Annotated in this window: 18 protein-coding genes; 6 read left to right on the top strand and 12 right to left on the bottom strand. The window is 57.4% G+C overall.

Annotated elements, in window-relative coordinates; all coding sequences use genetic code 11:
- Positions 1-134 precede the first annotated feature (134 nt).
- A complete protein-coding gene (locus QA648_RS37005; protein ID WP_283055180.1) occupies positions 135-416 on the bottom strand; it encodes a plasmid partition protein ParG in 282 nt (93 codons plus the stop codon).
- Entirely contained in the window at positions 413-1,063 is a 651-nt protein-coding gene (parA, locus tag QA648_RS37000; RefSeq protein ID WP_283055179.1) for a ParA family partition ATPase, read from the bottom strand. Before parA ends, QA648_RS37005 begins: the two co-directional genes overlap by 4 nt.
- A 354-nt stretch (positions 1,064-1,417) precedes the next feature.
- Here parA and QA648_RS36995 point away from each other — a divergent pair, with 354 nt between their 5' ends.
- Positions 1,418-1,609, top strand: a complete 192-nt coding sequence (locus tag QA648_RS36995) for a hypothetical protein (protein ID WP_283055205.1) — start codon at positions 1,418-1,420, stop codon at positions 1,607-1,609.
- Positions 1,610-1,674: 65 nt separating this feature from the next.
- Here the strand turns inward: QA648_RS36995 and QA648_RS36990 are convergent, their stop codons facing one another.
- Complete coding sequence (locus tag QA648_RS36990) at positions 1,675-2,307, bottom strand: DNA methyltransferase (protein WP_283055178.1); 633 nt, start codon at positions 2,305-2,307, stop codon at positions 1,675-1,677.
- Positions 2,307-2,504, bottom strand: a complete 198-nt coding sequence (locus QA648_RS36985; protein WP_283055177.1) for a hypothetical protein — start codon at positions 2,502-2,504, stop codon at positions 2,307-2,309. Before QA648_RS36985 ends, QA648_RS36990 begins: the two co-directional genes overlap by 1 nt.
- A 493-nt stretch (positions 2,505-2,997) precedes the next feature.
- Here QA648_RS36985 and QA648_RS36980 point away from each other — a divergent pair, with 493 nt between their 5' ends.
- Together QA648_RS36980 and QA648_RS36975 are read left to right on the top strand one after the other, a co-directional pair.
- Positions 2,998-4,317 (top strand): hypothetical protein, encoded by a 1,320-nt coding sequence (locus QA648_RS36980; protein ID WP_283055176.1) that lies wholly within the window; start codon positions 2,998-3,000, stop codon positions 4,315-4,317.
- A 9-nt stretch (positions 4,318-4,326) separates the two neighbouring features.
- Complete coding sequence (locus QA648_RS36975) at positions 4,327-5,286, top strand: hypothetical protein (protein ID WP_283055175.1); 960 nt, start codon at positions 4,327-4,329, stop codon at positions 5,284-5,286.
- A 294-nt stretch (positions 5,287-5,580) separates the two neighbouring features.
- On the opposite strand, the gene QA648_RS36970 is transcribed toward QA648_RS36975, so the two are convergent.
- Both QA648_RS36970 and QA648_RS36965 read right to left on the bottom strand, forming a co-directional pair.
- A complete protein-coding gene (locus tag QA648_RS36970) occupies positions 5,581-7,521 on the bottom strand; it encodes a ParB/RepB/Spo0J family partition protein (protein WP_283055174.1) in 1,941 nt (646 codons plus the stop codon).
- Between the two features lie 407 nt (positions 7,522-7,928).
- Positions 7,929-8,222 (bottom strand): hypothetical protein, encoded by a 294-nt coding sequence (locus tag QA648_RS36965; protein WP_283055173.1) that lies wholly within the window; start codon positions 8,220-8,222, stop codon positions 7,929-7,931.
- 549 nt (positions 8,223-8,771) lie between these two features.
- Here QA648_RS36965 and QA648_RS36960 point away from each other — a divergent pair.
- The 3 genes from QA648_RS36960 to QA648_RS36950 all read left to right on the top strand — a co-directional run bounded on the left by QA648_RS36960 (position 8,772) and on the right by QA648_RS36950 (position 11,055).
- On the top strand, positions 8,772-9,446 hold the full coding sequence (locus QA648_RS36960) for a helix-turn-helix transcriptional regulator (protein ID WP_283055172.1): 675 nt from the start codon (positions 8,772-8,774) through the stop codon (positions 9,444-9,446).
- A gap of 401 nt (positions 9,447-9,847) precedes the next feature.
- On the top strand, positions 9,848-10,360 hold the full coding sequence (locus QA648_RS36955; protein WP_077994549.1) for a hypothetical protein: 513 nt from the start codon (positions 9,848-9,850) through the stop codon (positions 10,358-10,360).
- A gap of 2 nt (positions 10,361-10,362) precedes the next feature.
- Positions 10,363-11,055 carry an NYN domain-containing protein gene (locus tag QA648_RS36950; RefSeq protein ID WP_283055171.1) on the top strand — a complete coding sequence of 231 codons (693 nt, stop codon included), beginning with the start codon at positions 10,363-10,365 and terminating at the stop codon, positions 11,053-11,055.
- Between the two features lie 7 nt (positions 11,056-11,062).
- Here the strand turns inward: QA648_RS36950 and QA648_RS36945 are convergent, their stop codons facing one another.
- From QA648_RS36945 to QA648_RS36920, 6 genes are all read right to left on the bottom strand, one after another.
- Positions 11,063-11,974 carry a restriction endonuclease gene (locus QA648_RS36945; protein WP_283055170.1) on the bottom strand — a complete coding sequence of 304 codons (912 nt, stop codon included), beginning with the start codon at positions 11,972-11,974 and terminating at the stop codon, positions 11,063-11,065.
- Positions 11,971-12,873 (bottom strand): nucleotide-binding protein, encoded by a 903-nt coding sequence (locus QA648_RS36940; protein WP_283055169.1) that lies wholly within the window; start codon positions 12,871-12,873, stop codon positions 11,971-11,973. Before QA648_RS36940 ends, QA648_RS36945 begins: the two co-directional genes overlap by 4 nt.
- Positions 12,873-13,157 (bottom strand): hypothetical protein, encoded by a 285-nt coding sequence (locus QA648_RS36935; protein ID WP_283055168.1) that lies wholly within the window; start codon positions 13,155-13,157, stop codon positions 12,873-12,875. The genes QA648_RS36940 and QA648_RS36935 overlap by 1 nt, the downstream gene beginning before the upstream one ends.
- A gap of 101 nt (positions 13,158-13,258) precedes the next feature.
- Positions 13,259-14,212: a tyrosine-type recombinase/integrase gene (locus QA648_RS36930; protein WP_283055204.1), complete on the bottom strand. Its 954-nt coding sequence runs from the start codon at positions 14,210-14,212 to the stop codon at positions 13,259-13,261.
- A 5-nt stretch (positions 14,213-14,217) separates the two neighbouring features.
- Positions 14,218-14,607, bottom strand: a complete 390-nt coding sequence (locus QA648_RS36925; RefSeq protein WP_283055167.1) for a DUF2513 domain-containing protein — start codon at positions 14,605-14,607, stop codon at positions 14,218-14,220.
- Positions 14,607-14,909 (bottom strand): 4-fold beta flower protein, encoded by a 303-nt coding sequence (locus QA648_RS36920; RefSeq protein ID WP_283055166.1) that lies wholly within the window; start codon positions 14,907-14,909, stop codon positions 14,607-14,609. Before QA648_RS36920 ends, QA648_RS36925 begins: the two co-directional genes overlap by 1 nt.
- Between the last annotated feature and the right edge of the window lie 90 nt (positions 14,910-14,999).

Raw genomic sequence — 14,999 nt, 5'->3', positions numbered from 1 at the left:
GTCCCTACCCTATCGGCGATTCGGGGCCTTGGGAACGGATTTGCTCGCTCTCGGCCATGCCATCGGTCATTTTCTGTGCATCTGTATTCACGCAGATACAGATTTCCGTGTTTCCTTAAATGCAGAAGGGCGGCTTATTCCGGAAACTCACGCTCCAGCAGCTCGCGGATAAGCTCGTTCATCTTGGTGCCGCGCATGGTGCAACCGATCTTCACACGGCGATGCAGGCTCTCGGGCATATCAATCGTCAGGCGCTTGAGCACCTCGGTAGGTGCCGGGGCAGCGGTCGGCTGCTTCAACGGGACGACAGCAGCGGCCTTGGGGCCTTCGGAGACATCGTTACCCGACTGGGCTACCCATTGGTCGGCCGCCGCCGGCGGGGTGGCGACCGGCATTCTGATGGTGGTTTTTTTCATGCGGCTTTGCCTTTCTTCTCATTTTTGACGCCGAGTAGCTTGGCCAGCGCTGCCACTTCGCGCGCGGCCTCGCACCGCGGATCCACTTCGAGGACGGAAAGCCCCTGCCCTGCGCTCTCGGCGTAGATCACACGCTGATGCAGCGCGGTGGGAAGAACGGGAATACCTTCAAAGCTTGCGAGTGCTTCGGTTACGTCCCGGCCGATCGCGGTCTTGGCGATCTTGCGGTTGATGACAAACGACCCGCGTAGTGACGGCTTGAACTGCTGAGCTTCCTGAATCAGCTTTACGGTCTCGGCCGCCGCCCAGATGTCGTAAGGTGACGGCTGGACCGGAATCAGCACTTCGTCGCTGGCCATGATCGCGGCGCGGCCCAGCTCGTTGACGCGCGGTGCCCCGTCAATGATCACCACCTGGTAGTCATTGGCAATGTCCGGCAGATCGCGGTGCAGACTCGGCTTCGGCATACCTACGACCGAAAACAGCGGCTCCGCCTCACGCGCGGCGGACCATTGCAGCGCACTTCCCTGCGGGTCGGCATCGACGAGAAGCACGCGCAAGCCGGATTTGGCAAAAGTCGCGGCCAGGTTCACGGCGATTGTGGTTTTGCCGACGCCGCCTTTCTGGCTGAGCACTCCGATGATCATGGGCTTCTGCCTTTCTGTGTTTCTTTATTTCTGTAAATCAGTTTCTCTGTAATCACGTTTTCACGTTTTTGCAGAATGTGCCAGCCTTGGTTAAAGCTTTGCTAACGCGGTGTTGGGAAACGGCCACACCATAAGGAAATACGGCCACACCATAAGGAAATGCAGAAATCTGTATTTCCTTATGGTGTGGCCAGTCATGAGCGACGAGCTCGTTTGTAGGATTCACCAATCGACAGCGTTTCGGATGACCGGTATCGGACCAGGCGTGCCGGATGCGTCCGGCCATTTTTGAACTCACACTTTTGCGAGTTGATGACTGATGAAACGATGTGGTCGACTGGGCATATGAGCGATTTGAAAACGAAGATATCCGACCTGAAACTGAAACCCTCGCTGTGCGACGAACTCCATCAACTGGGTTTTGAGATAGTGGACGACATGCAGCACCTGTCGAACGCAGACATCCTTCGCATTCCCGGCATGGGTGGCGTCTCCTATCGACGCCTTGCGGCGGCTCTCGGCCGTGAGCCTTATGGAAGGCATTGATAAGATAAGACTTTAAACGATAAAGAAATGCAGAAACACGGAATTCCGTGTTTCTGCATTTCTGTTTAACTGTATATGCGCAACGATGCCGTCATGTGATGGCGCCGATCAAGCTCGATGCCGAGGAAGTCGCGCCCCGTCGCCTTCGCTGCTACCAGCGACGACCCCGAACCGCAGAACGGATCGAGCACCAGCTCGCCTGGACGCGTAAACGTACGGATGAGCGCGGATAACGGTCGCAAGGGCTTCTGCGTAGGATGCAAGCGATTGCCGGTGTAGTCCCATGGCAGCACATCGTCCAGGTGCCGGGCAGGGGAGGGGGCTTGCCCCTTCGCCAGCAAATACGCTTGCTCGTGCGTGTGGTGCAGGTATCGCCGAGACGACGCATAGGGTTTGGCAAAGACAAGATGCCCCACGATTCGGAAGCCGGCGGTACGCCAAGCGTCCACAAACGTGTCTACGTGGTTCCAGCCGTAGAAGCTGACGGCAAGTCCACCGGGTCTAAGGAGGCGATACATTTCCACAAAGGCAGGTTTCAGCCAAGTGGCGTTGTCGTCGTTGGCGACGGTACGGCCATGGCGATCGCGATAACGCACCAGGTAGGGCGGATCCGTGAGGATGAAATCCACGGACCCGCTCTGCAGGCGCTGCATCAGAGTGATGCAATCGCCGTGCAGGATGGCATTGCGGGATTCCATTAGGCGTCATCCCGTTCGGCCTTGGGCTTGCGGACAATCAGTCGTCCGTTGAGGGGCAGGGCCGTGAGCTGGATGTTGAAGCCTTCACCGTCGTTATGCGACCAGGCTGCGCCTATCTTCGTCCAATGGGCTTTGTCACCGTCGCCTTCGACGGTGTAGGCGGCGTAGTCGGGTTTGCTCTTTTGGGTCTGTTTCATGTGGGTTCTCCCCGTTGGTTATCCGGCTGCGCCCTTCGCGGCCGGTTCGGGGATGTCAGGCGCCAGCCCTCGGAGCGCGCGTCCGCAGGCAACAGCAACACGGGAGCGTAGCGAACGGAGCGGGCAGCTGATTGCCGGCGGAGGAGGGTGGGCGCATATCCCGCGAATTCCGGCAGCAAGGCGTCAGCCGAAACGGGAGGAACTTGGCAGACCCCTGCAAACTAAGCGCCACGCCACCGGCGCAAGGGGAGGGGAATGGTTCGGTGAAATGGGGCTATCCTATTCATAACGTGTGGGGATTCCATCCTGAAATCTGCAAATGCAGAAATACGGATTTCTGTGTTTACGGAAGCTGAGATGTGTGAGCCAGGCGCCCAAAGCAAGTTGAAAGCCATGTGCAACAGGCCAACGACGAAACGTCGGCAACCGGCTCTGACATACTTCCCAAAGGATTTTTTGGATGCAATCATGGCTCTACTACGGAGAGTAATGCATGAGAAAATGGGTTTTTATAGCGGCCTTGGCATCGTTGGTGGCTTCGGGCTTCGGCATTTATGCATTTGCGGCATCCGGACCTAAATTCAAAGATTATGAAGTCGAGGTGTCCGATCCCAAGTCTCATGCCGGCTTGGTAATCGACTCGCCGGATATGAAGCGCGTTCAGCCCTACCTGGAGCAAGCGTATCGAGGTCCGGTGAACTTTGCCGGCCACTACATTCTGGCGGTCATCGGGGCAGGGGAGAATTGTGAGACAGCGGTTGCCATCGATGTGCAAACCGGACGTACCCATCCTCTGGAAGTGGCGTCTTGCCACTGGCGGGACAACGACGACCGCCCCTTCTACTTCCATGCCGACAGCCGTCTTCTGGTGCTTTCAGGCCGCGTTGGTATGGGCGGTAAGATTGGTGCGCATTACTTCGTTTTCGATGGAACGACATTCGTAACTGCCGACAAGCAGGGGAAGAATCAAAACTTGGCTTCAGATCCTGAAGACCTGGACGGATTGGTTGGCGTCCAGGGGGTGGAAATCCTAAAAGACATGGAGCCCGCTGCAGGACCAGCTGAAACCAGCTCTCTCGTCCCTGACGAAAAAATGCTTCAAGATTTTTCAGCGGTGGTGGCGACCGCGATTTTTAGGCCCGCTTTTAACAAACAGGCGGCAGCTGAATTGAAGGCCTTTGACTACGATAAGGTAATAAAGACCGCAGATCTGCTGCTAAAAACGTCTATGCGCCACCGATACGAAATCAACGGGGTGCGGTTCGATCTTCTGTATAGCTGGATATCTGATACCTTTATCCTACTGAGATATAAGGGGGATGAAGTAGAATCTTTCGGTCTAATGTCGGGGTCCTTCGTGTCGGAGCAGCTTTTCAAGGCTCAAGAACCTCCCAACATTGTTGAGGTGCTGGTCAGGTACCGCCCGGTGATGGTGGCGAAGTTCGTCGAAAACGTTCAATTGCTTGATCAGCCTGACAGCCTATTTTCCAGATTTACGTCCGACGAACGCGAGTCTTTGATAGTGCGGAACAACATTGTCGGCATGATGAAACTCATCGGCGCCGGTGTGGCGGATCCTTGTCGCACTTATGCGAAGTCGTACCTCAATTCGAGCAAGCTTACTTTCAAGGGGAAACCTCGCGAACCGGGAAATGAACTATATACGAGCATCGGGTTCACCGGCCCTGATAGCCGTCTTCTCGCATTCTCGGACAGGAAGTCAAACCGCATGGTCGGGTTCATTTTGTTCGACGTTGACGACAAAACGACCTGCAAACCCAAAAATATTATCACGTCCAGTTTTGAAATGTAGGAGGGCCTATTGCATAGAAATTGGCATGTTAGCGCCTGCATTTGCGCCTTGTTGTCTTACAAGACTGAAACAAAAGCGACAGAGCTCCCCGACGCGGTTGAGGCCCTCAGTAACGGTCTAACCCTAAAGGGTGAGCTTTCGTATAGCGCCCCGAAGGGCCTTAAAGACGCCATGGGAAAAGTGGGTGGCTTGATAGGAGAGACCTCCAAGCTTAACGAGGCGAGCAAGGAAGGTCAGGAAGCCCTTGCCGTGGCCAACGTCAAACTGGGCACGAAATTAATTATCACAGGGTTGACCGGGGGAGGCGGTGTGCTGGGCGGGATCGTCATCGACGCCGGTGTCGATCTTGTGGTGGATCACGTTTACGAAGGTATCCAGATCCAGCGGCAGTTTCGTGAGTTTACTGCAAACCACGAAGCGAATATGGCGAAAATTGATGCCCGGAGAAACGAATGGGTTGCTGGCTGGGAGCAGCAACTCAAGGCGATGCCCCATAATTCTGATTATCAGCTTAGCGCAATCAAGCTTATGGGAACCGGCTCGTTCAGCACGATCGACCCAGATACCTACCACGAACGAGATCGCGCACGGGCAAGGGAAACCCTGAGCAAGGATCCGACTTGCGGAACCATGGAATGGTACGACACGGTTGGCGGGACATGCATGCCCAAAGAACAGGCTGAGGAACCTCCACCGAAGAAAACGTCCGGTTGGCGTTCTGCACAGGGCGGTCAATGCGGCTTCCCGGATATGGAATTCGAGGGCATCGCAGATATTTTAGGGAAGAACGCGTTCGGCTGCCAGCTTGCTCAAAGGACTAAAACCAACACGGAAATCAAATATGTCTTGAACTGCGGTTCATTCCTGGCTGCCGCGATCGCCGAGAAGATATCGGATGATCAATTCAGCTTTTCCATGGGCTTCGAGGGCGGAGGATCCAAAAAGACCATGTTTGTTCGCTGCCAATAGCAGGCAGTAAACACGGAAATAAGGAAATAAGGAATTCTGTGTTTCTTTAAAAGCACAGCGATGGCCGTAGATAGGAGGCACCATACCCTTTGCCTGGCACAGACCGGTTTCTGGTGCGGGGAATCATTCAATACAGAACTCACCGGGCGGGAGGAGAGCGCGAGGGGAGGGGCCAAGGGGGCTCTCCTCGCCCTGGCGCAGGTCGGGTCGAACCCGGCCGAGACGGCTACCGCCTATATGGAAAAGCCCAGACACGGCGGTCTGGGCCTTTATCGATATCGAATTGACACGTGACTACGCGCTGACGTTCTGCAGCACCGCTGGCAGCCAGCCTTTGCCCTGCAACAACGTCTCGGCTTCGGTGACCGCTTCGGCTTTCGCCGCCTTCTCCACAGCCCGCACGGCCTGCGGCGCGCATCCGGCCTCGTCCAGCACCGCCGCAATCCCCGCCTTGCTCAAGCGGTTGAGGAAGGTGGCATCCGGCGTCCAGTGAGCGCGCATGTCCAGCCCAACCGCCACGGCGACTTGCTCGGCATTGGCCAATCGTCCCTTGGACTGGTCGTGCTTGGCTTTGATGCCATTGAGGTTGGCGGCGGTGACGAACGCCAGTAGTTCAAGCAGTTTGTCCACGGGCTGTTCAAGAAGCCATGCCCACAGGTCGGCGGTTTGGCCGGGGAGGGTGTCGCCCCACCCCTCTTTCATCGCCTGCCATGCGGCAAGGGCACGGACCTCACCCGGCTCTTTGATGGAAGGGGCAAGCTCACGGCGCTGCCCGCTCACTTCCACCGCCGCATCCACTGTCGTGTAGCCGCTGTGGAAGATGCGGCCCACCATCGGATACAGCAGGGCGGCGAGGGCGATGGTGGGGCGGTTGGCAAGCTCCACGCGCATGGCGGCGGTGCGGATGGCGGTCAGTTCCTCGACCAGCGCAGCGGAGTAAAGGGTTCCCGGCTCGTCGGCAGGCAGGGCAGGGGCCTTGTCATTGTCCTCCGTTGCCTCGGGCGCACCACGCCGAAGCTGTTCCAGCGCGGCCGTGTCCTCGGTCTTCACGTAACCCCGGCCGATGTTCAGGGAGCCGCTGTGGTCGATGGCAACGATGCACCCGGCCAAGGCCATTTCCTGCGGGTCGTAGCTTTTCGTCGCGCTCTGGATGGCGGAAATCCGCTGTTCCATCTCGGCCAATCGCGCCTCGTCGGCCTCGATGGCAGGGTCGCCCTCGGCGTAGCCGTCAATTTGGGCCTGCAACGCGTCGAATTGCTCGCCAAGTTCCGCAAGGTCGGTCTCCTCGCGTTCGCTCAACGCGCGGGTTTGCGGGTAAATCCGCGCATGACCGGCGTGGAACAAGCTGGAAGCCTCAAGGGTGGTTTCGACCCATTTCCAGCCCCCCAGCCGCAGCGGTTCAGCTGCTTGCTCCAAGGCGTCCATGGCAAGCCGTGCCAGCAGGGGCTGGTCGCTCAGGAACGTACTGGTATCCTCGCCGAACAGGTCGCGGACGAGGGCACCGCCCGCGGCCTCATAGGCTTCCAGCCCCACGAACCGCGCAATCCGGTCGGTGCTGCGCACATGCTCGCTGGTCAGCATGGCACGCAGGCTGCGCGGGTCACGGTGATAGGACGGCGACGCAAACCAGACGCGCTCCTGTTCCTCGTGGCTGTCGCTGATGGCGAGGGCGCGGGCCTGCTCAACGGTCATATCGTCATCGCGCATGACATCCAGCACCTTGGGGGAGAGGTTGGCGAGTTTGAGGCGCTGGCGCACGGTGACGACCGACTGGCCGAAGCGGGCGGCAATGGTATCCGGGGCCATGCCGTTTTCGGTCAGGTCGCGGTAGGCGAGGATTTCATCGACGATGTGCATGGCTTCGCGCTGGACATTCTCGGCCAGCGAGATTTCCGTGTCGTTGTCGTCGGTGCGCACATTGCAGGGGATTTCGGCATCTTCGGCCAGCCGTCCTTCCTTCGCCAGCAGGCGGAGGGCGGCGAGGCGGCGGGAACCGGCTACTACCTCGTACTTGCCCTTCTTCGCCCGTCGGACGGTGAGGTTCTGGATGAGACCGTGGGCCTCGATGCTATCCGCCAACTCGGACACGCCGGCGGCGGCGTTGACGCGCCGCACGTTGGCCTTGCTCGGCACGAGGTGGTTGAGGGCAATGCGCTCGGCGGTGTGCCGGACGCTGGTGGCTTCGGTGACGACAGCTTCTATGGTGGTCACGTCCGGCATTGTCATGATGTTCATGGTCTTGTTCCTTCCTTGTTTTTCCGTGGAACACGGTGGCAGAACCGCGTTCTGCCTCCCGGGGCCGCGTGAGCGGTGGGGATGGAAGGGGACAACAGGTCTTCGCGGGGACCCGGCTGCACGGAGCGTAGCGCAGCGGAGTGGAGGAAGCTGGGCGGAAGATCCTGTTTGGGGGAGAGAAGGGGCGAAGCCCCTCGGCCCCCATCAAGAAAAGAAGAAAGGCGGAGCCTTCTATATGTCTTTCATGAGGGTGCCTAAAAACCCGGAGGCCGGACCTATGGTCGCAAGGCCATGGATGGGCTACCCTGCGGGCCTGGCAACAAGACTATACCCCAGAAAAAACTTGCCCCAGCGGTATGCAGAGCAGTGACCAGCTGGGGGATACATAGTTTATATGGCATACATCACTACTCCGGCAAACCCTTCGTTTGCCCTCTCGTCATGAGAACTTGGCGCCGGCGCGCAATCCGTGCGAATTCCTCGATGTCGAAATCTGCGAAATCAAGATCGACGAGCACGCATTGATAGTGATCGCCATTGTCGCCGTGGTATTCGTGACCCTGAATGCGTGGGTACTCGGATTCAAGGCGCTTCTTTAGCGACCGAAAATGCGACGAAGACAATCCAATAGCCCAGTAGCGGCCGGTATGTTCCAGATCGGAGCGTGCGCGCTCGATGTGCTCATCTTCAGAATATGTCATTGGGTTCCCTTCTATCCGCCGACCAGAAAGTTGCAAAACTTTGCAACTTCGTCCTATTTAATGACTAGAGCAACGCTCCGGGGTCAGCGCCAAGCGCTGGCCGAAAATGGATTAAGGCCCGTCATCGGGCCTTTTTTCACGAGAATACTTGATACCCAGCCTCGGCCTGTCGTGCGGGGCAGCAGGGCATCAATGAGCCTTCCACCACGTAAGACTTACATGTGGTCTGATAGCCGCCTTTCGCCATCGGGTACAGCATCAGATCGGCAATCGCCAACGGAAGGGCCGCGGGGGTCCATGGGCGCCGTCTTGAAAGTTCCTGCTGGTTAATCCATGTTGGTCTTGTGAGCCCCGGTAGCGCCTCTGCATGCAAGCGCCCGGGGCATTGCCATTCCAGCCCAGACCTATTCCTGTCGTGCATTTGGCACCTTGATGTCGCCAGATGTCGTGCTGGTGTCGCCTCCATTTCATGGTAGTGTCGCCTTCATGACGTCGGCGCAATTTAGAAAGGCATCCATGATCTCACCATCAATGAAACGGAGGCCGAACATGGCGCTTGATGGTGAAAAGGTGAGGCAGCTGCGGCTGGCCAAAGGTATATCGCAGGAACGCCTGGCCCTGCTATGTAATGTCAACAAGCGTACTGTTCAACGGGCCGAGACAGGTGCTCCGGTTGCGTTGGAAACGGCGGCATTTATCGCCGAGGCCTTGAGTGTACCCGCCCTTTCGCTTCGCGCGCAGATCCAGACCAATTCCGAACAGGGGGCGGCGGGTGAGGTCATTCTCGTTCCGGTCAATTCGGGGCGCAGGATCGTCGATGCGATCAGATTGAGCTTTGAAACGAATCTGACGTTTGAAGTCGAGCCGACCAGGGACAACGTCAATCTCCTCGGGAAGATTGCGGAGCTGCTCGAGCCCATGGTTCCGAACATATGGGCTGATCCTCATGACGAATATAACCCGACCTACGCGGAAGTCATTCAGAAGCAAGCGGACGTCAACGAGATCCTTCCCATGCTCGCCGCGATCGGTATCAACGTATTCCTGGGAGCCTACACCGCCTCACGCCGGCATCCGCGCTATGATATGGATGAAGGCCACAAGTATGTGACCAACCGGACGCCGTTCGAACCTGCTGAAATTGTCCTGGTGGTCATCAGCGACACCACGGCAAGCCATCTGGTGCGCCGGCCGGCTGACATCGTGGATGACATACCCTTTTAAAAAGCCAAAAGCCGCTTCGGATTGCTCCTCGGCGGCTCTTGGACTAACAGCATAGCTGCTAGTGGTCTCAGTCACTATATGGGACAGAACACCAATCCTGTCAAAGGTTGACCCTCTCCCGGACCCTCTCCATTCGAGCACAGGGGAGCACGTATTAGCACTCAGGGATAACAGGATAACACGGGAGCACAGGAAATTTCCTGTAACCGACTGGAAAATCTTGCTTTCCTTTCCTATCTCAACGTCTAAATACATCTGACTTGACGATATATGGGCAAAGGATTATCCATGAATGGGCGATATATGCGGAATTAGAAACGCTGAGACGATAACTAAGTAATTGAAATTGCTACATAAAATAATTATATCTAGGCTACGAAATTTATTGAAAGGAATATCATATGGCTCCCGCCGTTAAGAAGAAGATCGAAGAGAAGCAGGCCGAGCTGCGCCAGCAGGTGTTCGGTACGGTCGACCCGACCGATGTCTGGAACCGGAAGACCGCCAAGGGCTTCACGACCATCCCCCGCACCATGCCGCTCCTCGGATCCATCATGGATGCCCTCTCGGGGAAGGGCAAGCCTGTTTCGTCGACTTACCTCGAACTGTGGTGCCGGAGCAACGACGACGGCTTCGTGACACTCAGCAAGCAGCAGGAAATCGCGTTTGCCTCGGGGTTCTCGGGGCTGCGCGGCGTCTCGACCTGGAAGGAACGCGTGCGCAAGCTCGAGGAACTTGGTTTCATCGCGACCAAGCCCGGTGTGTCGGGAAGCCTTCACTATGTGCAGATCTGGAACCCCTATCTCGTTGTCAGCCAGCACAAGACCAATGGCACGGAAGGTTTTCCGGCAGACCGTTTTCACGCCCTCTACGAGCGGATGTTGGAGATCGGCGCAACGGATCTGGAGATCTGACCATGCGCGCCATCTTCTATATCGACGGATTCAACTTCTACCACGCGCGCCTCCGCAAGAACCGCCAGTTCCGTTGGCTGAACGTTCATGCGTTGGCACAGGCACTTGCCACGGCCGACGATCCGAACACCACCATTGACTTGGTCAACTTCTATACCGCTTACGTGTCGGGCAAGATCGATCCGGCTGCTGTGGGCAAGCAGCAAGCCTATCTGGCTGCGCTGAAGTCGACGGGCGCCATTGCGATCCATTCGGGGAACTTCACCATCAGCAACAGGTGGGTCAAGCTCGTCCACCCGCCGATGGCAAAGCCTGACGGCTATGTTTGGCCTCAACCCTATCCGGAATTCGTGTATGTCGCCACGCCGCAGGAGAAGGGAACGGACGTCAAGCTGGGTGTCCACCTGGTGCGGGACGCGTTCCAGAACGCCTTTGATGTGGCTTATGTGCTCACCAACGATACAGACCTGGTCGAACCGATCCGGATCGCGACCGAAGAGCTGGGCAAGACGGTCGTGGTCGTCGCTCCGGTGCTACCGCAGCAGGCCAATCGTCCCGTGCCGGCGCCGTCGTTGACAAAGGTGGCTTCTAGGGTTGCCTACATTACCGACGCTGACCTCGCGGCAGCGCAGTTCGCCGATCCTCTGCCGCGCGACAAGATGAAACCACTTACCAAGCCGGCGGACTGGGTTTAGGCGGGGTCTACGGGAATAGCTCGCGGACCGATACGCACACATGGCCCGTCTCTACAGCATGACGGGCCTTGCGCGAGATCACCCGATCGAGCGCCAGCCCACGGCTCAATGTCTCGTGGAGATCATAACCGTTCATGCAGATCAGGCTTGTTTTTCCGCGACTGAACGCGTCCAGCCCGTCCGGGCTAAAGCCGGTGTAGCTGATAAAAAGCCCGCGCGACCAAGTCGGACGGCTGCTGAGTTTGCCATTCAGGATATGAAGATCCGCCGCCGGCGTCAGTCCATTATGCCACTTCGCCTCGAGTAGGTAGGTATCGGCGCCGAGTTCAAAGCTCCCGTCGATCTGTTCGCCAGTTCGGGGCTTGAACGACGCGCGCGGCATTAGGCCATAAGCGTCAAAGAGGGCATGGAGGAATTTCTCAAACGCATATCCGCGCTCCTGCGGCTGCAGGGCGGCAAGGTCGCGCAACTGGCCGGCAAGCTCTGCCAACTTGGCGGGGTCGGCGGCATGGGGTTGGTCCGGTGGAGGCGGGGTAGGGGTGGCGGGTGAACCTGTCAGCGTGGCGAGGAATGCAGGATCCAGCAGATCGGGGATCTTGAATCCTACGCCGGGCAATAAGGTGTTGAGCTGATCGATCTCGGCCCGTGTCAGGGGCTCGCGCCGGCCGCGCCACGTCATCGACTGGGTGACGATCTCGAGGATGAGGGGGCAAAATAGGTTACGGTGATGTTCCAAGGTCAGCGTAAGCAGGCGTGTGAGCGCCGGCAATTTGCTGCCTGGCTGCCAGAATTCGCCTACGCCGACCTTTTGCGCGGCCAATGGGAACGCGGTCGCATTGTTGCCGCTTCCAGGCAGAAACTCATAAAGCAGCTGCGCGAGTGAGGCGACGGTACTGGCCTCCTTGAGATTTAGCTTCATCGGGGCTTCATGACCTGGTTCCAGTCGATGGAGTGACCGGCGGCTTCAAGCTCGCGAGCCAAACTTGCCCTCCAACCGCCATTGTCGTCCATAGGCTCCCATACGACGCCGGCGAAGTCGCTGGGGATCTCGACTTGCCCCCGTTTCAGCGCACAGACATTTTCACGTCCAAGATGCGCCATAAAGTACCCCAGCTCGAGCAGTACGTTCTGCCGGGCACGGGGCTCCGGTGTACCGCCTTTGACGCATCCTTCATCGTCGGGGGTCAGCAGGATCACGGCGAAGCTCACGTCGTGATTGGCTTCAATCTTCTCGATGATAGTCCGGCTGCGGTTGGCCTGTTCGTGAAGAATGACGGGATCGAAACCGATCTTTTCGAGGAACCGGGCGACGGCCTCGCGGGCCTCGCCATCGTGGCCATGAACCACAAACACCCGATTGGTGAGAGGACGGACGATTTTGGCCATGGTTTGTCCCTGAGAGAGAACATATGTCTTATAGTCACGGTTGAACGGAACGATGACCTGACGGGTCACAGCGTGGACGTTCTTCATGATGCTGCTGCCGGCGTAGAAATAGGTATGTCCAAAATCGGCCATCTCGTGCGCATTCTCCGCGAAGCGGAAAATCAACAGCAGCGTTAGACCAAGCACCTTTTCATGCTCGTCGGGCCACGTGACGCTGTCGCTACCCATCATGGAGCCGCTGCGCTCTTGGCCGGTAAGGAATGCCTCGAGATCCAGACCTTCCGTCAATTGGGCGTTGGCCTGTTCAAGATCGGGGCTGCGAAGCAGACGCGCCAGCGTCTTGAGAGGCCGATCGTAGCTTTGAAGCTGGGCATTCTGCAGATCAAGGACGGCGTTGTTGATCTCGGCAAACAGGTCACTGTAATTAGGCATTATGCGTTATCACCTGCTGCTCGTGCTTCAGCCGCCTTGTCGAGAATAGCCTGTCGATAGGTGTCCTTCATCTGCTCGATGATTGAGGCGGCCATAGAATTTGAGGCATAGTGGCCGGCCTTCTGATCGATCATATTCTCGACGTCACTGATTGCACTCTCAATGCTTGCCGGATCACTCGGATCGAATTTGACCTGGCCAATTTCGCCGTCCAGCCCGCCGATCACCCGCTGCAGCTGGTCTAGCTCCTTTGTGATTTTGTCTAAACCGGTGATTTTAAACATGGTTTGCCTCCTGTCCGTCGCCCAATACTACATTACATAGTAGTGACCTTCAAAGACCTTCGCGCAATGTCCCCATGTTGCTTAGGAAATGTCCCGCAGACTTAGATCAAAATCCGTTCGACTTCATCCAGACTCACATCGTCACTGCGGCGATCGTAAAGCTGAGTCGTCCTTGTCGAAGAGTGGTTGGCGATGTTGGCCGCCTTCTCGAGCGTCCCACCGTTTTTCAGATACGCGGTGATGCCAGTGGCGCGGAAGGTGTGGTTGCATACCGCCGTGCTGATGCCGGCTGCGACGGCGCGGCGCTGGATCATCAGATAAGCATCAGCCTGGGCAAGGGGCTGACCGGAAAGGTGTCTCGTTCCACGCTTGATCGTTTGGAACAATGGTGCACGTGGCGTATCTCGCAGGCCTGCCGCCTCAATATAGTCCTCGAGGAACGCCTCGAGGGAGTGGTGGCAGGGAAGTTCCACCTGTTTGCCACCTTTCTCGTGCAATCGCACCCACAGGCGACGGTTCTGCAGGTAAGCGTCCCGCACCTCCATGCCGACGGCCGCGCCGATCCGCGCGAACGTGTAGGTCATGAGACCGATCAGGGCGCGGTCCCGCTTGCCAATCAGCATGTCCGTCGGGATCCCGTCGAGCAGCTGGCGCGCTTCTTCCGGAGACAATACGGGCGTTTTACCTCGCTTGCGCGAATGCTTCGGGCCGCGCACGGAATGGGCTGGGTTGGCCTGCATGATATGCCCCGTCACCAGCCAGTCGAACAGGTGCCGCACCGCGGCCAGCCGTTGCTTGACCGTCGGCGCCGAGTGGGTGCCCGTCAGTTCCTCGATCCAGCCCGCCACATGAATGGGCGTGATGACATCAAGGGATCTTGCGCCGCGAAGCTCGCACCAGGACAGGAGCTCGAGGGCGGCCTTTGCGTAGGACCGCCGCGTGTTCACATTGCGGATCTGCGCGGTGAAGAATTCGAGAAAGCGCCGCTGTGTCGTCTCGCTAGCTGCAGATATCAACGGCAGACTATTCGTATCGGGCAGGCTTAATGACGTGATGGCGTTCACAACTCTACGCCCGTATGCTGCTTTATTTTCTGTTTGATAAAGCCTTTGGCAAGGTCCTTGACGAGATCAAAGGTAAAGCCCCCAACGTCTTTCATGCCTTTTTGGGTTTTGTCCCAAATATCTTGGTCACGCACGCTGTCGACGAAGTCGTGGCCTTCCCAGGTCAGCCCTTTAAATCCGATACCATAGTTCGGGTTGCTGCTGCCAGTGTCAACGAAACCCGACCGCCCAATCAAAGCGATGTGCTGATCAATTTGTTGACGCGAATAGCCTTCTATCTGCATCAGCTCGTCACCAGCATCTACGAACCAAACCGCTCCAGAGGGCAAATCTCTTGCTTCCAGTCGCAGCAGCAATTCACGGATAAGATTCATGTCACGTTTCATCACAGGCTCTCCGGACCAGGAAAATCCTCATAGCCAGCGTACATCATGTAGCCCACATAATCCGTATATTTCACATACCCAACTCGCTTCGCCCACGGTGTAAAGGATGAGCTGCGGACACTTGGCGGATTGCTCTTTCGGATCAGACGATCGCTGTTCATAACTTCCCCAAGATAATTCCCCTTGCGGTCAAAAACCGTGTCACCACTAAACCGCCCAACATGCCGCCCGTCATGCGTCCAGAGATCGTCTCCGTCGCGGTACCCGAAACATTTTCCGCTCCATGTCCACAGCCAGTCCATACGCATCTCCTATCTATGATAAAGGACATTATCATAGATATGGGAGGCCGAACAAGCGGCGCCGTCGACCCGACGCAAATTCAGACTCCG

It is taken from the genome of Rhizobium sp. CB3171, from assembly GCF_029714265.1.
GTDB lineage: Bacteria > Pseudomonadota > Alphaproteobacteria > Rhizobiales > Rhizobiaceae > Rhizobium.
This window is presented reverse-complemented; position numbering and strand designations above follow the sequence as displayed.